At 40.2% G+C, this 26,616-nt stretch carries 30 protein-coding genes and 3 tRNA genes; 21 read left to right on the top strand and 12 right to left on the bottom strand.

Annotation, left to right across the window (positions count from 1 at the left end; genetic code table 11):
• The first annotated feature begins 86 nt into the window (after positions 1-86).
• Both pglZ and brxL read left to right on the top strand, forming a co-directional pair.
• A complete protein-coding gene (gene pglZ, locus METLIM_RS07715; protein WP_004077395.1) occupies positions 87-2,708 on the top strand; it encodes a BREX-1 system phosphatase PglZ type A in 2,622 nt (873 codons plus the stop codon).
• Between the two features lie 16 nt (positions 2,709-2,724).
• Complete coding sequence (brxL, locus tag METLIM_RS07710) at positions 2,725-4,767, top strand: protease Lon-related BREX system protein BrxL (RefSeq protein WP_004077394.1); 2,043 nt, start codon at positions 2,725-2,727, stop codon at positions 4,765-4,767.
• 52 nt (positions 4,768-4,819) lie between these two features.
• On the opposite strand, the gene METLIM_RS07705 is transcribed toward brxL, so the two are convergent.
• Positions 4,820-5,092, bottom strand: a complete 273-nt coding sequence (locus METLIM_RS07705) for a helix-turn-helix domain-containing protein (RefSeq protein ID WP_004077393.1) — start codon at positions 5,090-5,092, stop codon at positions 4,820-4,822.
• Positions 5,093-5,406: 314 nt separating this feature from the next.
• Between METLIM_RS07705 and METLIM_RS16585 the strand changes: the two genes are divergently transcribed.
• Both METLIM_RS16585 and METLIM_RS07700 read left to right on the top strand, forming a co-directional pair.
• Positions 5,407-5,568, top strand: coding sequence for a hypothetical protein (locus METLIM_RS16585; RefSeq protein WP_004077392.1), 162 nt, complete (start codon positions 5,407-5,409; stop codon positions 5,566-5,568).
• The gene (locus METLIM_RS07700) at positions 5,565-7,037 is read left to right on the top strand and encodes a site-specific integrase (protein WP_004077391.1); all 1,473 of its coding nucleotides are present in this window, start codon (positions 5,565-5,567) and stop codon (positions 7,035-7,037) included. The genes METLIM_RS16585 and METLIM_RS07700 overlap by 4 nt, the downstream gene beginning before the upstream one ends.
• Here the strand turns inward: METLIM_RS07700 and METLIM_RS07695 are convergent.
• The gene (locus METLIM_RS07695) at positions 7,026-7,586 is read right to left on the bottom strand and encodes a hypothetical protein (protein WP_157202262.1); all 561 of its coding nucleotides are present in this window, start codon (positions 7,584-7,586) and stop codon (positions 7,026-7,028) included. The genes METLIM_RS07700 and METLIM_RS07695 overlap by 12 nt on opposite strands.
• 316 nt (positions 7,587-7,902) lie before the next feature.
• Between METLIM_RS07695 and METLIM_RS16580 the strand changes: the two genes are divergently transcribed.
• The 8 genes from METLIM_RS16580 (at position 7,903) to METLIM_RS07660 (ending at position 12,357) form a co-directional block, all read left to right on the top strand.
• Positions 7,903-8,076, top strand: a complete 174-nt coding sequence (locus METLIM_RS16580; protein ID WP_004077389.1) for a type II toxin-antitoxin system CcdA family antitoxin — start codon at positions 7,903-7,905, stop codon at positions 8,074-8,076.
• Entirely contained in the window at positions 8,073-8,282 is a 210-nt protein-coding gene (locus tag METLIM_RS07690; RefSeq protein WP_004077388.1) for a hypothetical protein, read from the top strand. The genes METLIM_RS16580 and METLIM_RS07690 overlap by 4 nt, the downstream gene beginning before the upstream one ends.
• Before the next feature lie 86 nt (positions 8,283-8,368).
• On the top strand, positions 8,369-10,561 hold the full coding sequence (locus METLIM_RS07685; protein ID WP_169312372.1) for a phage NrS-1 polymerase family protein: 2,193 nt from the start codon (positions 8,369-8,371) through the stop codon (positions 10,559-10,561).
• A 253-nt stretch (positions 10,562-10,814) separates the two neighbouring features.
• The gene (locus METLIM_RS07680; RefSeq protein ID WP_004077385.1) at positions 10,815-11,072 is read left to right on the top strand and encodes a hypothetical protein; all 258 of its coding nucleotides are present in this window, start codon (positions 10,815-10,817) and stop codon (positions 11,070-11,072) included.
• Positions 11,073-11,205: 133 nt separating this feature from the next.
• Positions 11,206-11,547, top strand: coding sequence for a hypothetical protein (locus tag METLIM_RS07675; RefSeq protein ID WP_004077383.1), 342 nt, complete (start codon positions 11,206-11,208; stop codon positions 11,545-11,547).
• Positions 11,547-11,807: a hypothetical protein gene (locus tag METLIM_RS07670; protein WP_004077382.1), complete on the top strand. Its 261-nt coding sequence runs from the start codon at positions 11,547-11,549 to the stop codon at positions 11,805-11,807. The genes METLIM_RS07675 and METLIM_RS07670 overlap by 1 nt, the downstream gene beginning before the upstream one ends.
• Positions 11,807-12,082 carry a hypothetical protein gene (locus tag METLIM_RS07665; RefSeq protein ID WP_004077381.1) on the top strand — a complete coding sequence of 92 codons (276 nt, stop codon included), beginning with the start codon at positions 11,807-11,809 and terminating at the stop codon, positions 12,080-12,082. Before METLIM_RS07670 ends, METLIM_RS07665 begins: the two co-directional genes overlap by 1 nt.
• On the top strand, positions 12,079-12,357 hold the full coding sequence (locus METLIM_RS07660) for a hypothetical protein (RefSeq protein ID WP_004077380.1): 279 nt from the start codon (positions 12,079-12,081) through the stop codon (positions 12,355-12,357). The genes METLIM_RS07665 and METLIM_RS07660 overlap by 4 nt, the downstream gene beginning before the upstream one ends.
• 411 nt (positions 12,358-12,768) lie before the next feature.
• Here the strand turns inward: METLIM_RS07660 and METLIM_RS07650 are convergent.
• The 3 genes from METLIM_RS07650 to METLIM_RS07640 all read right to left on the bottom strand — a co-directional run bounded on the left by METLIM_RS07650 (position 12,769) and on the right by METLIM_RS07640 (position 14,127).
• A tRNA-Arg gene (locus METLIM_RS07650) sits at positions 12,769-12,840 on the bottom strand.
• 155 nt (positions 12,841-12,995) lie between these two features.
• Positions 12,996-13,607 (bottom strand): hypothetical protein, encoded by a 612-nt coding sequence (locus METLIM_RS07645; protein ID WP_157202261.1) that lies wholly within the window; start codon positions 13,605-13,607, stop codon positions 12,996-12,998.
• A 127-nt stretch (positions 13,608-13,734) separates the two neighbouring features.
• Positions 13,735-14,127 (bottom strand): response regulator, encoded by a 393-nt coding sequence (locus METLIM_RS07640; protein WP_169312370.1) that lies wholly within the window; start codon positions 14,125-14,127, stop codon positions 13,735-13,737.
• A 222-nt stretch (positions 14,128-14,349) separates the two neighbouring features.
• On the opposite strand from METLIM_RS07640, the gene METLIM_RS07635 reads away from it, so the two are divergent.
• Positions 14,350-14,853, top strand: coding sequence for a MogA/MoaB family molybdenum cofactor biosynthesis protein (locus METLIM_RS07635; RefSeq protein WP_004077376.1), 504 nt, complete (start codon positions 14,350-14,352; stop codon positions 14,851-14,853).
• A gap of 50 nt (positions 14,854-14,903) precedes the next feature.
• A complete protein-coding gene (locus METLIM_RS15570) occupies positions 14,904-16,655 on the top strand; it encodes a sensor histidine kinase (protein WP_004077375.1) in 1,752 nt (583 codons plus the stop codon).
• 67 nt (positions 16,656-16,722) lie between these two features.
• Here the strand turns inward: METLIM_RS15570 and METLIM_RS07625 are convergent, their stop codons facing one another.
• Positions 16,723-17,424, bottom strand: coding sequence for a 4Fe-4S double cluster binding domain-containing protein (locus METLIM_RS07625; protein ID WP_245543617.1), 702 nt, complete (start codon positions 17,422-17,424; stop codon positions 16,723-16,725).
• A 65-nt stretch (positions 17,425-17,489) separates the two neighbouring features.
• Positions 17,490-17,900, bottom strand: coding sequence for a carboxymuconolactone decarboxylase family protein (locus METLIM_RS07620; RefSeq protein WP_004077373.1), 411 nt, complete (start codon positions 17,898-17,900; stop codon positions 17,490-17,492).
• A gap of 244 nt (positions 17,901-18,144) precedes the next feature.
• Here METLIM_RS07620 and METLIM_RS07615 point away from each other — a divergent pair, with 244 nt between their 5' ends.
• The 3 genes from METLIM_RS07615 (at position 18,145) to METLIM_RS07610 (ending at position 19,692) form a co-directional block, all read left to right on the top strand.
• Complete coding sequence (locus METLIM_RS07615) at positions 18,145-18,303, top strand: hypothetical protein (RefSeq protein WP_157202260.1); 159 nt, start codon at positions 18,145-18,147, stop codon at positions 18,301-18,303.
• Between the two features lie 76 nt (positions 18,304-18,379).
• Positions 18,380-18,520 (top strand): hypothetical protein, encoded by a 141-nt coding sequence (locus tag METLIM_RS16575; protein ID WP_004077372.1) that lies wholly within the window; start codon positions 18,380-18,382, stop codon positions 18,518-18,520.
• Positions 18,521-18,708: 188 nt separating this feature from the next.
• A complete protein-coding gene (locus tag METLIM_RS07610; RefSeq protein ID WP_004077371.1) occupies positions 18,709-19,692 on the top strand; it encodes an RCC1 domain-containing protein in 984 nt (327 codons plus the stop codon).
• Positions 19,693-19,819: 127 nt separating this feature from the next.
• On the opposite strand, the gene rnhC is transcribed toward METLIM_RS07610, so the two are convergent.
• The 5 genes from rnhC to METLIM_RS17680 form a co-directional block, all read right to left on the bottom strand.
• Complete coding sequence (rnhC, locus tag METLIM_RS07605) at positions 19,820-20,881, bottom strand: ribonuclease HIII (protein ID WP_004077370.1); 1,062 nt, start codon at positions 20,879-20,881, stop codon at positions 19,820-19,822.
• 318 nt (positions 20,882-21,199) lie between these two features.
• Positions 21,200-21,271 (bottom strand) — tRNA-Thr (locus tag METLIM_RS07600).
• A 416-nt stretch (positions 21,272-21,687) separates the two neighbouring features.
• The gene (locus METLIM_RS07595; RefSeq protein WP_004077368.1) at positions 21,688-22,164 is read right to left on the bottom strand and encodes an FKBP-type peptidyl-prolyl cis-trans isomerase; all 477 of its coding nucleotides are present in this window, start codon (positions 22,162-22,164) and stop codon (positions 21,688-21,690) included.
• A gap of 128 nt (positions 22,165-22,292) precedes the next feature.
• Positions 22,293-23,018: a sugar phosphate isomerase/epimerase family protein gene (locus METLIM_RS07590; RefSeq protein ID WP_004077367.1), complete on the bottom strand. Its 726-nt coding sequence runs from the start codon at positions 23,016-23,018 to the stop codon at positions 22,293-22,295.
• 15 nt (positions 23,019-23,033) lie between these two features.
• Positions 23,034-23,249, bottom strand: coding sequence for an ATP-binding protein (locus tag METLIM_RS17680; RefSeq protein ID WP_157202259.1), 216 nt, complete (start codon positions 23,247-23,249; stop codon positions 23,034-23,036).
• A gap of 166 nt (positions 23,250-23,415) precedes the next feature.
• On the opposite strand from METLIM_RS17680, the gene METLIM_RS07585 reads away from it, so the two are divergent.
• From METLIM_RS07585 to METLIM_RS07565, 4 genes are all read left to right on the top strand, one after another.
• Complete coding sequence (locus tag METLIM_RS07585) at positions 23,416-24,444, top strand: PAS domain-containing protein (protein ID WP_004077365.1); 1,029 nt, start codon at positions 23,416-23,418, stop codon at positions 24,442-24,444.
• An 8-nt stretch (positions 24,445-24,452) separates the two neighbouring features.
• On the top strand, positions 24,453-25,016 hold the full coding sequence (locus METLIM_RS07580) for a DUF7504 family protein (protein WP_004077364.1): 564 nt from the start codon (positions 24,453-24,455) through the stop codon (positions 25,014-25,016).
• 254 nt (positions 25,017-25,270) lie between these two features.
• The gene (gene hypD / locus METLIM_RS07570; protein WP_004077362.1) at positions 25,271-26,296 is read left to right on the top strand and encodes a hydrogenase formation protein HypD; all 1,026 of its coding nucleotides are present in this window, start codon (positions 25,271-25,273) and stop codon (positions 26,294-26,296) included.
• A 146-nt stretch (positions 26,297-26,442) separates the two neighbouring features.
• Positions 26,443-26,514: transfer RNA gene (locus tag METLIM_RS07565), tRNA-Arg, on the top strand.
• Positions 26,515-26,616: the final 102 nt, after the last annotated feature.

Here is a 26,616-nt window from a genome sequence, read left to right as displayed (position 1 = left end):
ATGAACCGGAATTACAAGCACAATCAGAATCAGAATATATGAATATATGAATATATAAAAATATCAGTCAGGGGAAGAGAAAAAACATGCCGATATTCAGCCTGGAAAAGACAACAGACGCAATACTTGAGAAGTTCAGCAGACCGTCAGACTACGGGATAAGAAGAATAGTATTCTGGTACGACAGGGACACAACAGCCGGAGAAAAAGATCTTGAATACATAACAGAGGCCCTCCGGCAGAAGAAGATAAAACTGCACATACTTAAGAACAACTTCTACGAAACAAAAAAACTCCTCGAACATGACGATCTAAAATCAGACTTCCTGATATACTCCCCACAGGCAGAAAGACCATACAAAGAGAACTGGCTTCTGGATATACAGCTCTACTCCGGCCGGTTTGAAAACAGCCGGATCTCCGACCTGAAAACAGAGATCGGAATCGAAGGATACAGGCATGACAGCTTCCTTGAAGAGCAGAAAAAATTCTTTGCAAACAAAAGAAGAGTCGCAGCCTTCAAAAAATTCTACCGGAATACATGGAATGAAGAGGATTTCATATCCGGAATTTTCGCCGTACTCACAGGATCAAACGTCATAGACGAGAATGAAAACATCAGAACCCTCCTGATGAATTCACTAAACGAAGATGAAAACACAGTCTGGCAGGAGATCCTCCGCTACAACCTCTCAGATAAATTCTGGGAGAGAACAGGGCGGCATTACGGATATTATTCAGAACACCCAACACTGAAAAAACTCTTCTTAAGCTTCCTGATAACCCACATAGACCTCAATACAGAACTGCCCCTAAAAACCCTTAAAAATTACATCAACCACAACAGACAGAGCAATGAATGCGAGATCTTCATCTCCGGCTGGATGAACAATTCAAAAGACTCATGGCGCTTTGATGAATACTGCACAAACCTTCTCCGTGAAGATAACAGCAGACTTGAAGCGGCACTCACATCAGAACTGAAAAAATCAAAGACTGAAAGCTACATCAGTGCAGAATCACCCGACATTATTGATAAAACCATCATCCGCAACATAGTCGGCACAATCACAGAAGGCGGCAGGGACTACAGCAGATACTTAAGCTGGATAGAAGAACGGAAGACAAAACACTACTATCAGAAATTCCATGACATATACTCCGCCTTAAAATACGGAATAATGCTTCTCAGCCTCTCAGAAGAGACAGAAAAGAAGGGAATACACCAGGAAAACCTCAACGGACTCTTCACAGAATACAGAAAAAACTATTACCTTCATGATCTTTATTACCGGAAATTCTATCTCCACTATGACAGGGATAGTGACAAAGAGATACTCAGAAACGGCATACGCGAGATAATAGAGAGAGAATACCGCCGCATAAACGAAAAAATCCTGATGAAATGGAGTGACCTGACAGAGTCAGAGATGAACGGAAAATGGGGCATAGAACTCATTGACAACCAGAGCGACTTCTTCACAGACCACGTATCAAAGATCATCAGCAGAAACGAGAGAGACAAAGCAGCAGTCATAATTTCGGATGCGCTGAGATACGAAGTCGCAGCCGAACTAAAAGAGGTCCTAAACACCAGCACAAACGGCACAATAGAGATGAGTGCAATGGCCGGATGCCTCCCGTCATATACAAAACTCGGAATGGCATCACTGCTTCCCCACAGCAATCTGGAGTACAGAGACGAGCTGATATTCGCAGACGGAATAAACACAGACGGCCTCTCAAACCGGGAAAAAATTCTGCTCGCAGAAGAGAGAGAATCCATCGCCTTCAGCTTCAGGGACCTCTGGAAACTGAAGACCGATGAAGCAAGGGAACAGCTCAGAGGAAAGAGAATTATTTACATCTATCACAACAGCATAGACGAAACCGGAGATAAACACTCATCACAGGACGATGTCTTCACTGCCGCAGAATCGGCAATAAATGATATTGACGCTATGGTAAACCGCCTCAGCCGGAACTTAAACATAAACAACATTATCATAACAGCAGATCACGGCTTCATCTACAGCAGGGATTCGCTTGAGAGTGCCGACATTGTCAATACAGACACCTTTGACAGGGACAAATGGATCACATCCAATAAGAGATTCATAATCAGCAGCGAGAAGACAGACCTGCCAAACACCCACAGATTCAGTCTGACCATAAATTCCGGGCATGAAAAACCGCTGTACATCTACACACCCTATGCCGATCTGCGTTTCAGACTGTCAGGAGGCGGCAGAAACTTCGTTCACGGCGGTGCTGCACTCCAGGAGATTGTAATTCCGGTCCTGCTGTACAACCACAATAAATCGTTATCAGACCTTGACAGAAAAGGAATTGAATACGGAACAGTCGGAATTACAGTTATCGAACAAAACAGAAAGATCACAGGCAACCCTTTCAGGATCAGACTCTTCCAGACCGAAAATGTGACTGATAAGCGTGAACCATTAACATGCAGAATAGGGCTGTACGATAATTCCGGAAACAGAGTCAGTGACGAAAAAACAGTGATAGCAGATAAAAGCTCAGATGAACCAAACGAGAGAATATCAGAGGTGATACTGACAATGAGCAGCTCAACTGAAAACGGAATATATCATTTAAAGGCATTCAAAGAGGATAAAAATGAATTATACGGCGATGTCTTTGACATCCCTGTAGAGGTAGATCTTCTGATAACAGACGACTTTTAAAGCTGAGGTGCAACAAATGACCGGGCCAGAATCAACAAAGGAAACAGACAACAAACTGAATAAATATTTCTCCGGAAGAGTAGTCAGAAAAGACCTTACAAAGAAGCTGAAAGGCAGTGACAACGTTCCTGTATATGTTCTTGAATACCTGCTTGGTTCAAACTGTGCTACCGATGACGAAGAACTCATTAAAAAGGGTGTAAGCAGAGTAAAAAAGATACTCTCAGACAATTATGTACGCCCCGATGAAGCCGAACTCATCAAATCAAGGATAAAAGAGACCGGATACTATACAATAATAGACAAAATAACAGTCAGGCTCAATGAGAGAAGGGACATATACGAAGCCGAATTCTCATCACTTGGAATAAGAGAGATTGAGATCGACTCCGAGACTGTTAAAAAATATGACAAACTTCTCGGCGGCGGCATCTGGTGCATAGTCAAGATGGAGTACATGCCGGAATCCTCACCAAGAACCCCCTTTGTCATCTCCGGCTTAAAACCCATTCAGATCCCAAATATGGATATAAACGAGATCATCGGGAGAAGAAAAGAGTTCACAAAGGATGAATGGATAGACATACTTCTCAGAACAACCGGAATAGAACCGTCAAAATTAAAATATCCTGCCAAATGGCATCTCCTTGAGAGGCTTGTTCCGCTTGCTGAAAACAACTATAACCTCTGTGAATTAGGGCCGAGAAGCACAGGCAAATCACATATCTACAAGGAAATTTCACCAAATACAATTCTCATATCAGGAGGGCAGACAACCGTTGCAAACCTCTTTTACAACCTCAGCTCCAGACAGGTTGGCCTTGTAGGACTCTGGGATGTTGTAGCCTTTGATGAGGTCGCCGGAATAAGATTCAAGGACAAAGACGGCATTCAGATCCTCAAAGACTATATGGCATCCGGATCTTTTGCCAGGGGAAAGGATCAGATCAATGCAAACGCCTCAATTGTCTTTGTCGGAAACGTAAACCAGAGCATACCATCACTGCTAAAGACCGCTCATCTCTTTGCACCGTTTCCGGATGCGATAAACAGCGACAGCGCATTCTTTGACAGGATTCATTATTACCTGCCCGGATGGGAGGTGCCGAAATTCAGACCGGAGCATTTCACTGACGGTTACGGATTCATAGTGGATTATCTTGCCGAGTACCTGAGAGAGATGAGAAAGAGATCATTTGCCGATCATATCGGGAACTATTTCAGACTTGGGAATAATCTCAACCAGAGGGATGTAATAGCAGTAAGAAAGACCTACTCCGGACTCATGAAGCTCATATATCCGGATGGCAGCATCACAAAAGAAGAAGCACGTGAGATACTTGAATATGCCCTTACAGGAAGAAGAAGAGTTAAGGAGCAGCTTAAAAAGATCGGCGGCATTGAGTTTTATGATGTCAATTTCTCATATATCGACCTTGAAGAGAACTCTGAACATTTTGTAACTGTTCCTGAAAGCGGTGGCAGCAAATTAATTCCGGAAGGGATGGGCAGGCCCGGACAGGTTTTTGCAGTGAACAGAAACGACTCCGGCAAAATCGGGGTTTACAGGATGGAGCTTCAGGTTGTTCCGGGAACAGGCAGATATGAAAAATCAGGGCTTGGCTCAGATTCAAAGGCAAAAGAGGCAGTTCAGACAGCATTCAGTTATTTCAAAGCCAATGCAAAATCAGTAAGTCAGAGCATATCCACAAAGGAGAAGGATTATCAGCTTCATGTGCAGGACCTGAACGGTGCCGGCATGACTGACGGACTTGCACTGGCAGCCTTTATCAGCCTCTGCTCAGGTGCACTTGAAAAGCCGGTACATGAGCAGACAGCAGTTCTTGGAAGCTTCACAATCGGAGGTTCAGTCAGTTCGATTGATAACCTCTCTGACCTTCTTCAGGTCTGCCTTGATGCCGGAGCAAAGAAGGTGCTGATACCCATATCATCTGCCAGAAAGATATCTGCCGTTCCGCCGGAACTCTTCAGCAAATTCCAGATTTCTTTCTATGAAGATCCGGTTGACGCCGTTTATAAGGCACTTGTGCTGAACTGAAGAAAAAATATTCCCTCAATTCATGTCATGAACTTATCTGAAATGATGCCTCCTATCTCTTTATCAGTTCAAATTCGCAGATATTTCCTGCCATATGAACTCTAACAAATCCCGATTCAGCCATTTTATCCAGATATCTCCGGACTGTGCCTCTTGAAGGGTTAAGGCCGTTTCTGTTCAGCTCAATGAGAGTACTTGTTACAGTCACGGGATTGTTAAAACTCTTTAGATGTTTCAGGATTATAGTCTTTATTTCCGGAGGAGATGACCTCTGAATACCATTTTTATTTTCTTCAATTTCTGAAGCTTTCTTAAATGCAGTCATGTAAGCGCACCTGTTTATGAGAAATATGTTGCTCAGGCATTATAATTAATCCGGGTTTGGTATTTAATTGCAGGGCAATTCAGCCAGATATAATCTGAATCAAAGTCAATTAACGATTGGAATATAGATGATATTTCAGAATGATTACAGAAATAATATAATTACAAAATAAAAAAGAAGGGCGTTGAACCCTGTATTTTAACGCCCCGACCGGACGTACGGAAGGTCAGTTCTTACGCTTACGCGGATTTGTGCCGTTACTGAAAAACTGTCTCACTATAAGTCCATTAAAATATTAATGGAGATGTGAGGACATGAAGCAGACAAAAACCAGTTTTAAAAAATCCCCTGAAAGGCAGCGGTGGGAAGCTGAAAAGGTACGACAGTTTGATGAAGCCCCAACTATGGATGAGTTTATCCGGTTGGTAAAGGAGGCAGAACAAGAAGAGATCATCCTGTGGGGGCGGAAGGAATGATCTATAAAATTCATCTTGCAAGTGATGATCGAACTGTGGAAATATCTTCAGTCAAAGCCGTTAAAAAATGGCTGAAGAACAATAATTTCTATGCCGAGCCGAACGCCGATCTTTATGGAATGGCTACAACCATCAAAAGCCAGGGGCAGGTTTTCATTTATGAAAATGGGAACAACTCAGATCATGCAGACGGCAGCATAACATTATTGGAAGGGGGCGATAAACTCCCCTTTCATAGATCCCCGGAAGAGTTCAAAAAATATGGGGATTTGGGGTTACAATACGCTATAGATGAAGGCCGGATTACCGAGGCAGACGCACAAATGATAAAGCAGTTTGTCCGGCAGACGAAGCAAGAGAACAGAATAGGGGCAGCACGAGAGTTTAAAATTATGAATGCTCTCTGCAATGCAACCAGATACATAAAAACACCCTTCAAAGAATGCACAATCTTTGATTTTTACGGCTTTATGGAGAAAATAGAGACCGGCACCAAACACAAGAAAATTAAGGGCACGGATGGAGAATGGCACACTATAGATACAAAGCAGCAACTGAAGCCGAACACGATCCGCGACTATCAACGATTCATGAAAAGGTTATTCCTGTGGATGGTTGCAGAAGGTTATTCAGACATACCACAGGACAAACTCCAAAAAGTGAAGGCAGTCCCGGCAGACTCAAAGACAAAGACCACTGAAGACGTATTTACCGAACAGGAGATCATGGACATGATTGAGGCCGCCAGCAGCACACGGGACAAAGCGATCATTATCCTGATGTATGAAGCATGCCTCCGCAGCATGGAGATCGGGCTGATGAAGTGGTCAGATGTTGATTTCTCCGATCCGCACTTTGCAGTTGTCAGGGTGAGATGTAAGACCGAGTTTGAACGCACGATCCCGGTACACACCAGCAGACCATATTTATTAACGTGGATGAACCATTATCCAGCAGAGATAAAAGCAGACAGTCCGGTATTTGTTAATCAATTTGGGCAAAGTTTGACTTATCCAGCACTGAAAAAACAGGTCAGGATTATTGCAGCAAAAGCCGGCATTAAGCGACACATTAAACTTCATGATTTCCGGCACTCCGGCATAACTCAAAAGGTTAAAGCCGGTTGGTCTGATGCAATGGTTCAACAAGTCGCATGGGGGCACGTTAACGCCCGTGAGTTTGAGACTTACACGCATTTGAGCGGTAAGGACATATTGAACTATTCCAGGCAGCAGAACGGCATTCAGGCACCACCAGAAGAGGCACAGGAGGACGTATTAAAGCCGAGGCAGTGCACAAGGTGTTATTCATTGAATGAGCCAACAGCACGCTTTTGTGGCACCTGTGGGGCACCTTTAACGGCAGATGTTGCAGCAGACCTTCAGAGCATGAAAGATGAAATACACGCCGATCCGGCATTCCTGCAATTGAAGGCAAAGGCCGAGGAACAACTAAAATTATTTTCCTGAATTCTTTTTTTTATTGTTGTATTCATTCCGGCACTTATCACAACAATATTTAGCATTTGACCGCGTGACAGGATTACCACAGTTTAAGCAATATTTGAGAACTGTTTTATTATCAATCCGATCCTTAAGTTTATCCAGGTGAATACATGCCTCTTCAATTTCAGCAGATGTACCCAAAGCGATCAGATCATTGTAAGTTCTGAATTCATCAGTCCGGCATAATTCACGGAAGGCAGCAGCACATTTTTTAGAGCAGAATGTTTTATCATTCCTGCCGGAAATAGGGGCATCACACCAGAGGCACCGCCGGACAGGATAGAGATCATCTACAGCATAACCCAGGGCTGAATAATGGCTGATGATTTCTTCCTTGTGGGCATCTGAAAGGAACTCCCCGGACTTATCCGGGACATAAACATTATTAGTGAACTGCCGATCCGGGTAAATATTCCATAATTCCGGTGAGAACTGAAGAGGAACACCAGCAGGGCGGGCTTTTTGCCTAATCTCTTCAGTATGAAATACCTGATAAAGACCTTCATAGACCACAATGCAGCCGGGCACACCTTGAGGGGCGCCGTTAAAATCTATATAATATTTCTTAATTAGCCGCGCAAATTTAGCCTTTTTAAATATACTTGCATTCATGCCGGTATTTTACTTTCTTCTTTAATGGTTTTTAAAGATTTCCTCTTCAATGAGAGATGAGAAGAAGAGGTAAAACGAAGAAGTAGAAGTATAATTCAACCGTATTTTTAGGAAATATAGCTTTTATCGGCGCGCAGCTTTATAAAGGATTAGAACATATAATGTATTGAGGCAGGCGCGCATACTTCAGATCGCGCACTGCCGGAGGTATAAAATTATGGATAAAATCAACCTTCAAAAATCGGAATTTAGGCCGATGTGTAACGTAAATGTTAGACTGCCCGTAGATATGAGATTAAAAGCGCATGATTACGGGCTAAATATTTCCGCATTATGCAGGGCAGGACTTGAGAGAGTTCTTACAGAATATGAAGAGGGCTTAAAGAAATGACATTAAAAGAAAATGCCAGAGTTACGCCAATAACTCCAGCAGCAAAAAACAACTATGCTTCATCAAATGTTATGCCTTGCAACAGTATTAAACAGTCTGCCGCGCGAGTTATTGATCCGGAACTAATCCAGAAATTGGACCCGTTAGAAGCTCTTATCTGCCAGAAATTCGTTAACGAAGGCAGATGGATAATCAGAGCGGAATAAAAAAAGGAGACTTTATGCCAGACAGTAATAAGACCTTACATTATTTAAACATTCCGGAGGAACTGCGAGAGCGGGAGCAATGGGGCTTGTGGAAATCTGAAGTTATGCCAAATGGCAAAACGGATAAAATACCATGTGATGCTTACGGGATAAGCGTAGCACACCAATCATTTAATAGGTCTTGTAAGGAAGCAGCAGCAGAGTATAATCATAAAATTCATGCAGGCTTGGGGTATTCCTTCCGGCAGGATGATCCTTATGTTGGTGTGGATTACGATCATGTTCTTGATGTGAACCAGGACATAACCGATCCTGACATAGCAGAGGAGATCACCAATTTAGATTCTTACACCGAGTTTAGTCAGTCCGGGGAAGGTCTGCACACACTACTAAAAACAGATGACTGTCCGGATTCTTTGAAGGCTAAAGGAATCCATACCAAAAAAGGAGAGATCTATTTTACAGGGAGATTCTTTGCTGTAACAGGTAATATTTACCGTGACTATCCTTCTGAGATCCGGCAGGTTGACCAGGACACAATCTTAAAGATCTGTCACAGACTCAGACCACCAGTAGTTAATCCTTTCAGAGCGCCTGCAAGGCGTACCAGAGTCACACAGACCGCGTTAAGTGATGATCAGGTAATGGAACACATCCGGAATAATTCTAAATCCCAGGCGCTTTATGACGGCAATACAGCAGGGTATAATTCCATATCAGAGGCAACATTAGGACTTTGTAATTATCTTGCATTCTATACGCAGGACGCCGGGCAGATCGACAGTATATTCAGGTCTTCCGGACTGATGCGCCCAAAATGGGATGAAGCCCGCGGGAACAGCACTTGGGGCAAAGATCAGATCGATAAGGCACTTGCAGACTTGAAAGACACATATGATCCTAACTATTATTGTCAGAAAGAGATCGCACAAGGCAAAGCACTTGCAGACGGCATATTTACCAGTAAAGAGCAACCACCGGACGCTAAAGACCTTCAGTCCGGATATAAAGCCAACAAACTAAAGCTTGATCTTTCAGATATTCCAGCCGATAATCTGATAATGCAATATGCCCAGCATATGGCAAAGCGATCAGATAGTTACTCTGAGTATCAATACGCCGGGGCACTATTCACCATTTCCACACTTATGAGAGGAAATGCAGTTGTTAGATTCCGGCACGGGGATATACATAGCAACTTGTGGATAATGAACTTGGGTTTATCCACAGTCTCAAGAAAGACAACAGCAGTAAAAAAGATAAATTCTTTACTCAGTGCTGTATTGCAGAATTCAGGCACACTTATAGACCTCGAAGCACCTCACAGGTGTGAGAACTCATTCAGCCCAGAGGCTTTTATAGAGTCGATGGCAGAACACAGCACACAGTATCTTATTCTTGATGAGTGCGGGCAGTTATTAGCCGATATGCAAAAGGCGTATATGGCAAACATGCGGGATATTTTTTGCAATATTTACGACCGCAGCGATTACACCCGGAAACTGAGATCGAAAAAGAATAAAGATGAAAAAACAGATTTCAAAATTGAGAAGCCATATTTTACGATCCTTAGTGCAACTGTACCAGATACACTATGCAGGCATAGCAGCACGCTTGATCTTCAGTCCGGATGGCTACTCAGATTTATGTTCACTCTTCCGGAATACCAAAAAGACTATTTGGCATTTGAGCCGGCAGATCATACTTTAGATCGTGAATACCAGGATATTATTTCAGGCTTTAACAAAGTCCGGAAAATATTTGAAACTCATAACTTTGAGTTTGTCTTATCACAGGATGCACTCCGGCATTATCAAAACTGGCAGCGCCGGATTGAGATCGCACTATCGGAAGAAGGGGATGAGATCAAATTATCGGCATTTGGCCGACTTGCAGACAATGTGATTAAGATTGCAATGTGCCTTGCAGTAGGGGACCCGGCATTTAACGAACACCCACACAGTAGCAGCATATGGACAATTGAACAGAGAGAACTTAAGATCGCATGTTCTCAAGTCGAACAGTATTTTATACCTATATTCTGTGAAGTAGCAGAGCGGGTGAATCGGCAGGACTCTAAAAACTTGCAGGATAAGATCATTGCATTTCTGAAGCGCAAAGGCGGAAAAAGCACCCGGAGCGCTCTTCTTAAATATATCCACAGAAAAGCATCAGATATAAATCCGGAAATCGGCACTCTGATAGAATCTAATGAGTTGTACGAGACAGAAGCAAAAAGCGACAAAGGGAGGTTAGAAAGATGGTATGTATTAAACTAATTCACAATATTATCAAAAAGAACATAATTTACATAATTAACAAAATTCCCCAGAGTAATTATAGAGATATTTCTCTATATTATCATAATTTACATAATTATCATAATTATCATAATTCCCCATTAGATAGATCTGATTTTCATAATGGGACATTTGGGAACTTTGCACATGTTGTAAAGTCCGGGTATTTTGTGCACTGTGGAAAATATCCAGGAAGACCACCGCAGCCGACACCATGCAGGAGGCACACATTATGACATACTGGTTTGATCCACAAATAAAGGACGTAATAGGCTACATTTCACCAAATGGACTTAAAGTAGCTTTTATTTGTCCGTATAAAGCAATACGAAGAGATATTGACCTCGAAGATATTCGGGGCGGACAATATCGGTATAGAAGACAGAACATTTCGCATTTATCCGTTAATTTTGTGGAATTTAAGACAGATAAATTCCCGGTTGATGAATTGGCGAGGCTACAGAATGAAAGAATAAAAGGGAGTTTATGAAAATGGGATCTATAGTTCAACATTCACAGCTACAAAATTACAAAACACACGCCCAGCATTTAGCCAGGCAGACAGCCAAATTTCAGAAAAAGCAGGTAAAAAAAGCAGAAAAAATAAAAAAGGAGAAATAATTATGTTAGTAAAATTACAGCCAGAACAGGCGATATATATCGCACGTAAAGCAGAGAAACACGGATTATCATTTGATGAAGCGCTTGAACAGCTATTAGAAGTTGCTTTTGAGTTACGGCAGGACAAAACTGTTCTCTTAAAGGAAAGCAGGATTCCGGAAAATGTCCGGACCGGGTACATCCTTCAAGAAAGGGCGACCAGGACAAATAAATCATATATTGATCTATCTCCGGAAATCACAGAAAAGATTAATCACAGAATGGCAGAAAATTCTGTTTTGTCTGAAGATGATGTAATTAGCGATATGATCGACTTTTTAAGACGTGAAACGGGGGCGATCTAATGCAGCCGGTTGTATTCAACCAGATCAGGTTATCAGATGAACTATGCGACTATCTCCGGATGAGATCATCCGGAAAAAGCATAGCTGATTCTGCACTTGAAGCGATAAAGATCGCCGAGGCAGTAGAGAAGAAAGATCCAAAGTCCAAACTGAGAAGACAGATCGCAACTAAGGAACGAGTAGCAAAGAACAGTGCAGAAGGTAAAATCCGGGATGCAGCAAAGCCGAAGCCAGTTTACAGGCTTGGGAGGTGGTTCTAATGTCAGGTATTATGGGGCCGTTTGTGATTCCTGCTGAATTGTGGAGGAATTACTTCTTAAGGCGTGTTCCAAATCCACACACCCCAGCAACAGACAATTTAAAAGAAGTGTTAGAGGTTGCACGACAGGCAGAACTTCAGGACAAAAACAGCCAGTATTATAAGGCTTATTCGGCAGAGCAGGCGAAAAAAGAGCGGATGAGAGCGGCACGGGCAAACCATATCAGGAACGATCCTTTTTTTAAGGCATGCGAAGCAGCAGAGAAGAAACTATGATGTCAGATAAAAGCCAGATTGAGCCGGAAATAATGAACAGGAAGGAATTATTAGCGCTATGCGCTAAAATCCTTCAAAAATTGGATAAAAAAATATCCGGACGTTATCGACCGAATGAGAATGAAGCACTTTACTTGCAGACCATCAGAGCACTTTCATCATTTGTTGATGTCACAAATAAAATTCTTAAAGATTCTGAGATCGAAGAGTTAGAAGATCGCATTAAAGAACTTGAGACCAAACAGCAGAAGGAAAAGATCCGGGAGTGTGTTTGATGAAAACTATAAGTCAGTTACACCGGCAGATCGATCAGTTGGTGAAAGAATCCGGGAAGGAAATATTTCAATATGTATTCATTACCGATCCGGATGGCAGCATTAAGCAGGAAGACCAGGGGAACTATGATCGGGCTGTGGATGAAGGAACAAGTGTAATTATCCTGCCGGACAATCACAGATACCAAAGATCATAACTCTTTTTTTTAATCCTATAGAAAAACATCCACACAGAAGGCACACAAGGTATTATCTCCGGTTAGGTAATGGTAAACATCCTGTGAAAAAACATGCCTGTAAAATAGCTACAAATTGATTATATAAAATTCTCAGAATTTGGAAAAAGTATATATCCTATAGCCTCAATAATAATAGTTGAGGCAGTGAGGAAGTACATACTATCCGTTAAGACGCCCCGACCGGGACTCGAACCCGGGTCAAAAGCTCCGCAAGCTTCTAGGATATCCACTACCCTATCGGGACACTCACATTAGAGTTGCCTACATACATTAGATCATCTCACATATATGTCTGCCGAAATTAAATTCGATGACACAAAACGGCAATAAAGAACCCATTTAAGAATTAAAATAAGAAATGAACTTAGATATTATTAATAAGAATTAAATTTCATAAGATCAACAGGATGCTGATGTCGCATTTATGTTATCGGGCGCGACCCTGATCCTTGTTTTGACATCTGCAAGAGCACCATATAATTCAATATGCATCCTTCCGGGTGAAAATATTTTCAGTTCCCCTTTCTGACTGAGTTTTGCAAACTGATCAATACCGGTTTTTTTCAGCAGTTCACCCGAACAGTCATCATATACACTCACATAATAAAATGCAGCAGGATTCGGACTTGCTGTAGTCACAGAATAACTGCTTTTGTCACCAAACTGACTGCTGCCACTCTTTGTATCAGATACACTCTTTGTCGTAGCCTCATAGTCAATTATCATAGGGGGATAGATGAGATTATAATCAAAAGAGACAACATCCCCTTTAAAATAGTGCTTATCTTCATAAATGAGGGAATAATTCACCTGACTGCTCATATCATCCGGAGGGTTAGTATATGTCGGCCTTGCTTCAGGAGTAGGTGTTGGAACCGGCGTTGAATAATTCACATACTCAGAAATATATCCGGAAGTGGTCGGAGAAGGAGTAACTGTACTTGTCGGGGGAGGCGCCGTAAAAGTTTCCTCAATCTCTTCAGGAAGTTCAGTACAGCCGCAAGTTACCATAACAGAAAATACAACAAGAACAATAAAATAAAAATTCCGACCAACCATATTATCATTTTTTATGTCAGCCAGATATAAAAAGATTGTACATTCAAAAACAGCCTCTAAAACAAAGTTTTGTTAATGACTACCCGGAATCTGCTATGGCAGACTCGACCTCGTTAAAGAGATCAGACGGCCTGCATGGCTTATTGAGATATCTGAAAGGTTCATTTTTTGCAAATTTTCTGAATATTTCATCCTTTGAATAAGCCGTCAGAAAAATAACAGGAATATCAAATTCGGACTTTATCTTCTCGGCCGTTTCAATACCATTAAGATCACCCTTAAGATTAATATCCATAATTAAAAGGTCAGGTTTTTCCTTAGCCAGATGACGAAAAACTTCCTCACCACTCTGTACAATCCCGGAAATGCCATAACCAAAAGATTTCAGGGTATCCTGTATCCCCATGGCAACAATTGCCTCATCTTCTGCAATAAGTATTTTTTTATTTGACAGCATTTCAGAACAAACCATATCTACAATCCCTGCACACCCATATATCAACAACATATTACTTATACCTAACCATAAACACAAATAAAAAATAATCGACATAATTGACACATATTGTCAAATAAAAGATAATTTACGTGAAAATACCAAAAAATCAAATGAAATGATTCTCATAAATGATATACATAATACATAACTACCAACTAAAAAAAGTAATTATAGCAAAAAACTAATAGTGATACTATGGATCCATCACATATTACCAAAGTTACAATAAATGCAGGCGTAATAACCGTATCAACAACAAGAGATAAAGATACAGACACAAGTGGAAAAATAATCTGTGACCTCTTTAAACTTCACAATATAAATGTAAATTATTATGAAATAGTCCCCGACATAGAAGAAGAAATCATAAAATCACTCAATAAAGCATTAGAATCCTCCAATTATATCGTATTTAACGGAGGAACAGGAATAACACCGGATGACTGTACAATAGAAGCCATTGAACCACTTCTTCAGAAAAAAATTGATGGATTCGGAGAATATTTCAGGCTTAAAAGTTTTGATGATGTAGGTACAAGAGCCATACTGTCAAGGGCAATTGCAGGAATAATAGAGAAAAAAGCAGTTTTCTGTATTCCGGGGTCCAATGCGGCAGTAAAACTTGCGATGGAAAAAATAATCCTGAAAGAAGCATCTCATATTATTACACATGCAGGAAAATCATTAAAAAATAAATAAACTTATGAAATTCCCGGAACAACTGCAAAAAATAAATAAAGGACTAATACATGAAAAATCCGGTTGAAATACTAAAAATAGCAACAATAATAGCATCATCATTACTATGTATTTCAGTCAGTTTCATATTCTTAAATGAAAATCTCTTTGCAGTCTTCCCGCATCTCTATTACATACCAATTATTCTTTCATCCTACTGGTACTTAAAAAAAGGTTTGTTTTATTCGTTAATTCTGAGCACCATTTACCTCATATCTGTCTTCAGTTACACAACATACTACAATGAAATGTTTATACATGCACTGATCAGATATTGCGTATTCATAGGAATATCACTGGTTGTAGTAATCCTGGCCGGAAAAGAAGCAGAATTATTGACCACAGTATCTAAAAGCGATTCCAGATTCCGTGAACTAATGACCAACATAAGCAGCGGAGTCTGTATATTAAAAAAAGGGAAAAAAGATTCTGAGTACATAATAGACAAGACAAACTTATCAGCAGGGCAGATCGAAGGTTTTCTCACGGAGGAAGCAGAAGGAAAAACAATAGCAGAATTGAAAACAAAATACTCTTTTTCACACCTCATTCCGGAAATAAATTCAGTCTTCATCTCGGAAAAACCCCTGAAAATTCCAGTAGGGTATTATAATAACATCAAAAATCCAGGCTGGCGTGACTACTACATTTATAAATTATCATCCGGCGAGATTGTGATCACCTTTAATGATGTCACTGAACTCAAAAATACCGAGATTAAACTCGCTGAATCAGAAGAAAGATTTAATCTTGCACTTAAAAGTACAAATCTTGGAGTATGGGACTGGAATTACTCCACCGGAAATATAGAAATTAATGACCAGTATTCAAAAATATATGGATATACTCCTGAAGAGATAAATAATGACCCGGAACTGCTGAGGAAAAATATATTCCCGGAAGATAAGGAATTACTAAATAAATCATTCCTGAAGCATCTCAGTAAAAAAAGTGACTATTACGAAGCTGAATTCCGCAATATCACAAAAGAGGGACATCTTATCTGGGTACATATAATAGGTAAAATCGTTAAATGGGAGAGTGGCAGACCATTAAGAATAATTGGCATAATTATGGACATTACGGAGAGGAAAAGAGATCAGGAGGCCCTAAAAACCGCAAACAAAAAATTAAATCTTCTCTCCGGAATTACAAGACATGATATACTGAACCAGATCACCGGAGCAACCCTGTTTCTGGAACTGTTAAGAGATGAATGCCAGGAAAACAGCAGGGCAGCCGAAAATCTGGACATAATATTTTCAGCAGTGGAAAAAATCCAGGAACAGATTGAATTTACCAAAGATTACCAGAATTTAGGTCTTAAAGAACCTGTGTGGCAGAATGTCAGAGAAATATCATGCAAATCATTCAGTCTTCTTGGCTATGAAAATATTGACTTTATCCCATGCAGGAACAGTTTTGAAATTCTGGCAGATGCTATGCTTGAAAAAATATTTTATAATCTCTTTGAAAACTCATTCAGGCACGGTGGCAACATCACTGAAATACGGGTTTCATGTTTTACAGATAATTATGGAAAAGGGAAAATAATTGTAGAAGACGATGGCAGAGGAATTCCTGAAGAGATAAAAGATGAAATATTTGACCGGGGTTTTGGAGAAAATACCGGTCTGGGTCTATTCCTCACAAGAGAGATTCTTGATATATCCGGCATAACAATAACTGAAAACGGTATTCCGGGAAAAGGAGTGCGTTTTGAAATCACAGTTCCGGAAAGAAACTGGAGAGAATTAAAATAAATGACGATGCAAATACGCATCCGTTCAAATATGGCCGGATTCTTCCTAAAACCAGAACCAAAATTATTCATAATTCATTCAGGGACCTTCTGAGATATCCCTGTGTCCACGGACACACTGCAATACATATACCGCAGACCGGATGGTTTGATCCCGCAGATTTTCCGGCTTTTGAGCTATATTCAAAACATGCCTTCCCGTCCCAGAAGTCATCCCTCAACAGTCCGGGGTACCATTCTTTTCCGGAAACTGCGCCGGCCGGACATTTTTTCAGGCATTCCGTGCATCCGCCGCAATAAGATTTTTCAACCGGAATTCCGGTTTTAAGGGGTGCATCGGTGAATATTGTCGTTATACGGAGAGCAGCACCGAACTCTTTTGTAATCAGAAGTGCTGACTTTCCGATCCACCCAAGCCCGGCAAGTGTTGCTGCCGTTTTATGTGGAAAAGGAGAATAAAGTTCATCTTTACTGTTAACGGGCATTGTTGGCGGAATAATCCCGGCACTATACCCAAGCCCGGCAATAAATGACTTTATATCATCTGCAACCTCCGAAAGTTTCCGGTTCACCTCAGAATATTCAGCCGCATATTCCCTGTCAGGACCGGACACCAGTGATTTTACAATAGAAGGATTAAGCGCAATTCCGATTGTAATTCCGGTTTTAAGATTAGGAAATGGCAGGTTCTCAACAACCGAGAGATCTGAGAATCCATATATGGAAATTTCACTCCCTTTTACCGCCGATTCTATCTTCCCGCAAATCACAGAATCATATACCATATATTATCACTAACAATATATTTTATCAACACTGAATAATTATGACGGCATTATTCCTGCACATCTTTATCCCTGCACTCTTTAAAAATCCTTAAGGAAGGTGCAAGAATCGAAGTCCGTCCAAGTGCAGCCGGAATCATAATTGCATCAAGTACCTGGTCCATCGTTGCACCGGCTTTCAGGGCAGCACCTATATGAACCTTAAGGCAGGCGGTTGCACCAAGTGCAGTTGCAGATGCAACAGAGATAAGTTCTGCTGTGGCAGCGTCAAGACTTTTTGGCCTTATGGTCTCAAAATCACCAAGTGCGTTAAATACAAATGATTCAGGTCTTTCCTTAAGAATCTCCAGTATAAAAGGAACTTTCCCGAATAATTCCTTTGATTCTTCAAGTATTTCAGCACTTATCTCATCTTTGCCGGTCAGGAATTCCTCTATGGCTTTTTTAGACTGATCATTCATAAATGAAATTTAATGCCTTAAACAGTAAATAATTACGATTTTAATTTGTAATTTTCAGTAAATACTGGATATACTCATCAGGCATCTGAAATAATATAGCCAATATATTATAGTGAGATTTGAGACCAATAGAATATTACCTTGTAGTAAAATAACAATGAACTGAAAATATCAAGGAACTGCCGCAATCAACTACCAAAAAATATATCGCATGAAAAATCAATTCACAGTGGAGGCGACTGAAATGGTAAATCAGAATCAGCAGTATGGAAGGCAGAGAAGAGGGAATGCCCCGACAAAATGTATCTGTCCGGATTGTGGTTATGAGACAGACAAAATAAGAGGAGTTCCATGCAGGGAGGCAAAATGCCCTGAATGCGGAACAACAATGATGGGAAAATAATTCCGGGCAGTATCATATAACAGCCGGAAATATCATTTTTTTAATTATCATAAGATCATATCAAAACCATCAGATTATGAAAGTTTACTACTGTTCCAGATGTGTCAATTTCTCATGCCCGCTCAATACCGTTGAAAAAAGGATATTTGATGAATATCTGCTTAAAAATGACGTTATGATGGATGCCTGGAAAAAATACGGATATAAAACCGGGTAAAAACTCAAACTCTCTTTTTTTGTAATTTAACCGGGATCTGCCAAGCATACCTGAAATCACAATAATATTTCGCATCTGAATTTCAGGTATGATTATATTTTAAGATTTTAAAGTCTGCCCTGCAACCATTAATATAAATCTGAGGTCATTTCGATTTAGTTCCATAATGAATGGGGGGAATTCGCGAAATGAAAAATCAAATCATATTATTGACAATAGTTGAAGCAATTTTTGTATTATCAATCATAACAATGCCGGCAATGGCCGGAAACACCGAACTGGTCGCCTGGGGCTGCAATGGCGACGGGCAGTGTAATGTACCGCCATCTACTGACTATAAAGACATGGGGGGAGGAGGATATCACAGTGTGGGATACAAATCTGACGGTTCGGTTCTTGCCTGGGGGGCCAATAACTATGGACAATGTAATATCCCACCCGGAAATATATTCCATTCTGTGTCATCCGGCTACAGACACAATCATTTGATACTCACCAATGGTTCAGTACTTTCATGCGGGTGTAATACGTACAACCAATGTGAAACACCACCAGGCAATAATTATCAGAAAGTAGCCTGTGGAAACTACCACAGTCTTGCAATAAAATCTGACGGTTCACTGGATTCATGGGGGCGTAATATATACGGCCTGCTCAATGTGCCATCAGGAAATGATTTTGTTGACATTGCCTGTGGTGACAGGCACAGCCTCGCATTGAGATCAGACGGTTCACTCATTGCATGGGGATACACAGGTTACAATCTCTGTGACGTGCCACCGGGAAATGATTTTACAGCATTATCATGTGGATTTCATCACAGCCTTGCCCTGAGAGAGAACGGCTCCCTTGTTGCATGGGGTGAGAATTTCCTTGGTCAGTGTAATGTCCCTGCCGGAAATGACTTTACAGATATTTCATGTGGCGGATTTCACAACCTGGCCCTGAGAGAGAATGGATCTATTGCAGCATGGGGATTAAATAATTATGGCCAGTGCAAAGCACCGACAGGCAACGATTTCATTGAAATTGAAGGTGGAGGACTTCACAGTCTTGCAATAAGAACAACAGATCCAAGACCTGTACCTGAATTCCCCATTATACTGACTCCCGTAATGACAATAGTGGCGGCATCCGGAATTATAATCTATTCAGTAAAAAGACGAAGATAAATTCATATCTAACCCTTAACCCTATGAAAAACTTCTATTTTTGATCCACAATCTGTAAGTCAATGCCTGTGATTTACTGTTTAAATAATCCAAAATTTAATCCACGGAAAGTATAAAAATTTCACAGTCAAATAATCTGCCCAGTGGTCTTAAAATGAATCTTGGCCACTTTATTAAGTTCTTTTTTGCCATATTTATTAACATATTTTTTACCGGCAGCAATTACGGCCGGCGATGCACCCTTTGGCAACCTGACATCATACTCCCGGGACAGCCTCTCCATCCCTTCAACAAATACAGATCTTGCAAGAATGGAAGCCGCAGCAACGGCAATGTTCTGCTCAGCCCTGTTCATCTGGATAATCTCAACCTCCTTTCCCCTCTCCCGCAACTTTTCCAGAATAACCCTGTCATCCGCAAATTTATCCACAAGGGCCATTTTACATATATTTCCGGATAAAATCTCCTCAATAACCTCAGCATGGCACCATGCAAGCAAATCATTCAAATTTTCATTCTTTGCTCTGAACTGAACATACAGTTCATTATACCTCTCAGGCATTATTTCAGCAACAGCATACCGCCCTTTACAGACTTCACGTATCTTTCCGGCTATGAACATTATATCGGAATCATTCATCTCCTTGCTGTCTCTAACGCCAAGATATTTCAGCTGAAGAGCTGATACTTCATCCACAAGAACTCCGGCAGTGACAAGAGGACCAAAATAATCACCTTTGCCGGATTCATCTGTACCTATAACCGGATAACCAAGATCATATCCGGCACTGCCTTTTTTATATCTCTGCTGATACTGACCAAATCCTGCAATCCTGATTTCTCCTGATGAATCAGTATATCCGGATTTTTCGCTGGCACCTGCGAATTTATCAAAATTTGACTGGACATTCCCCCTCCTTTTCTCTATAACAGAACAGGGTTCATAACCATCCTCAATGATTTTTTTTATCATTCCCAGGGATTCCCTTCTTTTTATCTGTGAATAGTCATATTTTATAATCCCCTTCCCATTCTGATAAATTCTCATAATCTCCGGATTACCTTTTATATTCACCTTAAACTGGATGCCATAGCTAATCTTCTTCAGTTTATCAACCACAATGCTGTTTTTTTTCATACTACGGCATATTTCATCGAATAATACCGTGAGATCATCCCTTGTATCCATAACACACGACCATATATCAAATATTTATTTTCCCAAAAAATCACTAAATATTCAGATAATTAATTATAATTATAGCACGGGCAGAACAAAGCAAAATAATTATCCGGCAACTTTCTGATGCACAGAAAATTAATATTTGATTTAAGGATGCGCCCGTTAAATATTTCGGGTATGAATTGAGATAAACCAGATATAAAGATATTCAGCTGTTTTTTTATGACAGATTGAGAATATCTGATTAATCAATAAAACTTAGTTCCGCCTGCAGCAGAGCAGATAATAAAGATAATTAATGCAACATATAATAAATAAAAATTAAGCCTCTGGCGGGAATCGAACCCGCGGCCTCCACCTTACCAAGGTGGCGCAATACCGCTATGCCACAGAGGCGCTCTGAATAAATGTCTTAACTCCCAGGAAGTAGTCAGAAAGCATAAATCCTTACCAAGGACGCTCTATGCCGGCTAAGTCACTGGCGCAGTCAAAACTGCATCATAATGTCGTCACACACACTATAAAATCCTGTCGATATACCTCCGGAGAAAACCGGAACCCTATAAATATTACATCAACATTAAAGCAGCAATTGACAAATTCGTCCCTGAAAATAAGTAAACACGCAGTAAAATATCACAATGCTTCAGGAAAAAAGACCTTCAGAGAATCATTACTTCAGAAATGCTGGTTATCAGTAAATACAGAATTTTCCGAAATTAAAGGAAAGAGACCAAAGAACCTTAATTCTGCATATTCAGATAATATTTTGGCCATAAAAGGCTTAAAAAAATGTTTTAGATTAAGAAAATTTATTCTTCAGATACGATCTCAACAAGCTCTATATCAAATGTAAGAGAAAGACCTGCAAGAGGGTGATTGGCATCAATAGTTACATTTTCCTCAGTGACATCTGTAATCACAACAGGAAGAACAGCACCTTCCGACTGTTGGATGTGCAGCTGCATGCCAAGTTCAGGTACACATTCTTCAGGAAGTGAGCTCCTTTCAATCTCCAGAACCAGCTGCTCATTCCTCTGACCGTAGCCTTCCTCAACCGGAATCTCATTGGTCTTCTCTTCTCCGGGCTTCATGCCTAAAACTGCATTCTCAAAGCCGGAAATAACCATTCCTCCCCCAATAACAAACTCAATTGGCTCTTTTCCCTGAGATGAATCAAAAACTGTACCGTCTTCAAGTTTTCCCGTATAATGAATCCTTACGGTATCACCCATTTTTGCATAGGCAGACTCTTCTGTCATGGAGAGAGGCGTTGATCCTGACAACATATATTTCTTCCGGGAAATATCTCAAATAAATGAAAATAACAGAGAAAATAACTCATTAATGGCATATATCGCATGTGATCATATGACAATAATTCAGGCCATCATTCTTCCGGTGTGCGGCTCTGCTATCAGATCCCAAGTTTATCCTTAACGAGACTATAACTTCTCTTTGCCCCTTCAAACGATCCTACTTCAATTATTGCCGAACAGTCATTCTTCCGGATAGCATCATAAACAGGCTCAAAATAAATATTTCCCTTTCCAATCGTGAAATGATCATCCTCGGCCCCATAGTTGTCGTGAAGATGAAAATGTGAGATCCTAACCTGCAGAAATTCATCCAGACATGAATTCAGATTTGCATGCCCGACATCAAGAACAAAACCAAAATCTGTAATCAGAGGGAGATCTTTGGGCGTTTTGAGGAAAAAATACGGCCATTTAGTCATGTTCTCAACAAAAAGAGGGACTGAATAATTTTCTGACAGCTCCTTTAATTCAAGAAGCGACTTCTGAAGCTGAAAGACAGCAACATCGCGATCCTTCTCCCATGCAAAATATCCCGGATGAAAAACAACACCGCCAGCATCAATATGTGCCGCGATTTCAATTGTTTCAGATATAACCTCAACGCTACCTCTTCTTATCGGTTCAAGATGAGAGGCAATATTTACACTTCTCGAAGGCGCGTGCATGAAATATTTATAATCAAAAAGCAGAGGAATATCAGGATTTTCAATATGATGCATGCCATCATTCATAATTTCAACAACGTCACATACTTTATCCAGTGCAGACAGGGCATTTTCCAGCGGCATTTCCATCAGACAGTGGGTTGAAATTCCGAGCATCATACTAATCACAAATCATTATAATATAACTTTTAGTTCAGGAATACTGTACGGACAGCATTTAAGACATATTCCACAACCAATACAATGCCCCCTTAACACAACAAAGCAATCTTTTTCAGGGTCATATACAATAGCATGCTCCGGACATTTCTCCTGACATGAACCACACAATACACACCTATTTACATCTATAATTGCATATTTCTCAGTACGTATATCTTTTTTCGACATGAAAATCTGATTATGAGTATTATTAAACTTATTCACAATAACTGTTACCGCAGCAGAACCAAACAGAAATATTATTTAATCATATAAAAACAAAAGAGATAAATGTGATGTTTTAGCTAAAATATCGTTACGTTATCTGGAAAAATTGTTTAAATGGAGCAAAAATATGTCTGACAATAAAAGATCAAGCAGTCTGGCCGGATTTGATTCTGATACTCTTAAAGATATTATTTCAGTTTTTCCGGACGGACTGATAATAACCAGTACGTCCGGAAGGATCATATACCACAATGAAAATGCTGAAAAAATATTTGGTTATAATTCTGAAGAATTTTCAGAGCTAAAAGCAGAATATCTGATAAATGATGATTACAACAGTGAATTATCAGAAGAATATAAATCAATCAAAAAGGCTGCATTAAACCCCGGAAAAATAGTCAAGCTTAATTTAAAAGGTATAAATAAAGATAAAAAATTGTTATTTTTAAATGTAACTGCATCCTGTATCCAGATTTCAGGTAAACCACATATAATTTTAGCTGTAAAGGATTTTACCGAAAGAAAAAAGTACAAGGCCGAGCACGAATATCTTTCACAGATTGTAAATCACTCCAATGACGCAATAATTGGCATAGCAAAGGACTATTCCGTTGTATCCTGGAACAAAGGTGCTGAAAGAATGTACGGTTTTAAAGAGCAGGAGATGATCGGCAAAAATGTCTCTGTGATAGTACCTCCTGAAAGAATGAAATTTTTTGAAAAAGAACTCAATAAAGTATTCTCAGGGGAAACAATGGATGTTATTGAGGTTATCAGAGTTACAAAATCCGGCCAGAAACTCAATGTTCTTATAAGCAATTCACCGATATACGATGAATACGGCAATATAAAAGGAGCATCTGTCATTGCAACCGACATAACTCTTGAGAAAAAGATGTTTGACACAATGATAAAATACATCTCAGAAGCAGTTATGCGACTTAGAAATCCATCAGAACTTGTAAGAATAAACCTGATAAACCTTGTAGAACTTCTCAAAAAAGATGCCCTCAGCAAGGAAGATCTTCTGATACACCTTCAGGTCCAGATAAAAAATACAGAGCAGATTACCCACAACCTCCGGGAGCTGACACAGACTATAATAGGCAGTTATAATGAAATTCCGGCAGAATACAGAGAATATTTTGATAATTAGCCGTAAATATGAGCCGGAGTTTTAGTGATAATAGTCTTGTCCTGATATTATCCAATGCCATGGACCTAAAAGAGGAGAATGTAGCATTAACTTCAGTTCTGTCCAGAAATAATTATAATGTTGTGATAATTACATCCAATCTTCCGGCATCAATTCTCACTAAAGAATATGAATCAAAAGGCATTGAGATGAAGAATGTCTATTTTATAGATCTAATAACAAGATATGCCCTCGGATCAAACCCGGGAAATTCAGATTCAGTCCAGTATGTCAGTACACCTGAAAACCTCACTGAGATCGGCATTGCAATAACTAAATTACTGAATAATATCGAAAATGACAGAATTGTCTTTCTCTTTGATTCTGTCACTTCAATGCTGATATATACATCTTCAGATAAGATAACCAGATTTCTCCATTTTATAGTCAACAAAATAAGGCTTAAAAATTCAAAGGGTATTTTTATGGCCACCGGAGGTGGTATAAATCCAGCACTCCTCATGCAGCTGAGAACCTTTGTTGACGCCGTAATTGAGGATAAAGAAGAGATAGATGATTTTTTTTCCAGTTAAATCATCATTATAACTATTGCATCTGTCAAATAACTTAAACAGCATTTTAGCGCAGCAAAAACAAAATCCGAGCCTGCTACTATTATACTCTTAAAACACACACATATATTGCACATATGGAATAAAATTATTGACCAGAAATCAGAATTCCATTCATCAGTAAATACCGGAAGATATTCTCCATATGATATTTCTGAATCTCTAAGAACTTTTGAATATGAATAAATCATATTAAAATTAAATATTTTTTAATTATGGCTGAGGGAAAGGACATTAAAAAAGCACTTGACGATATTGTCGACCGGAAATATACATTCATGCATATCTGCGGCACACATGAAGCTGCAATAGCAAAATCAGGCCTTAGAAGTATTCTTCCGGACGATTTGAAGATTGTAATGGGGCCGGGCTGCCCGGTATGTATCACCCCGCAGGGTGAAATTGACGCTGCAATAGAAATGGCTGAAAAAGGCTGTATTGTGGCAACCTACGGTGACCTGATGAGAGTTCCCGGAACAAAAGGATCACTGGACTCTATAGATGGCGATGTACGTGTTGTGCAGGGCGTTCACAAGGCAGTTGAAATTGCGGAGAAGACAGATAAAGAAGTTGTCTTCATATCTGTCGGATTTGAGACAACTGCACCTACAGTTGCCGCAGCACTGCTTACAAACCCCCCGGAAAATTTCAGCATTGTATGCTGCCACAGGTTCGTTCCTCCGGCAATGAAGTATCTTCTTGAACAGGGCGAGGCACAGATTGACGGATTCATGCTTCCGGGGCACGTATGTGTCGTAGCCGGGTACGAAGATTACGAAAAATTCAGAGTGCCTCAGGTTGTTGCAGGCTTTGAAGCAGACGATATTTTACTTGGCCTGTATATGCTTGTAAAACAGGTGAAGGAAGGAAGGGCTGAGGTTGAAAATGCCTATCCGCGTGCTGTTTCAAGAGAAGGAAATAAAAAGGCTATGGAAATGATGTACCGGGTATTTGAATCACATGATGTGGACTGGAGAGGTTTTCCTGTCATTCCGGACTCCGGCCTTAAACTAAAACCGGAATTTGAGAAATATGACGCACTGAAAAAATTTAATGTTGAAATCAGGCATGTTGAGAAACATTCAGCCTGCATCTGCGATAAGGTCTTGAGAGGAGTTGCTGATCCAACCGACTGCAGACTCTTTGGCAAAGCCTGTACACCGCAAAAACCTGTCGGCCCTTGTATGGTCAGCCACGAAGGCGCATGTAAAATCTGGGCACTGTATAATCAGAAAAGATGAAAGGGCCGTTTTGAGAGATACACAACCATTCCCTCCGGATTTTTAGAGATTATAAAAATATCCCTGACCGAAATTTCCCGGTTCAGACCTGATATTTTTATCAATGTTCAGAACCAATAGTTGTTAGACATTTTAGCCAGTGTTATGCCTCGATAGGGTAGTGGACATCCTGGAAGCTTCCGGAGCTTTCGACCCGGGTTCGAGTCCCGGCCGGGGCACTCATATTTGCCGGAATATCTTTTTTTTGCTGTTGTTTCTTCACAAAACAAGCAAATCGTATTTAAATGAATCAGTAGTTACATTTTCTATTAAATAGCCTT

Source organism: Methanoplanus limicola DSM 2279 (assembly GCF_000243255.1).
Classification (GTDB): domain Archaea; phylum Halobacteriota; class Methanomicrobia; order Methanomicrobiales; family Methanomicrobiaceae; genus Methanoplanus; species Methanoplanus limicola.
This window is presented reverse-complemented; position numbering and strand designations above follow the sequence as displayed.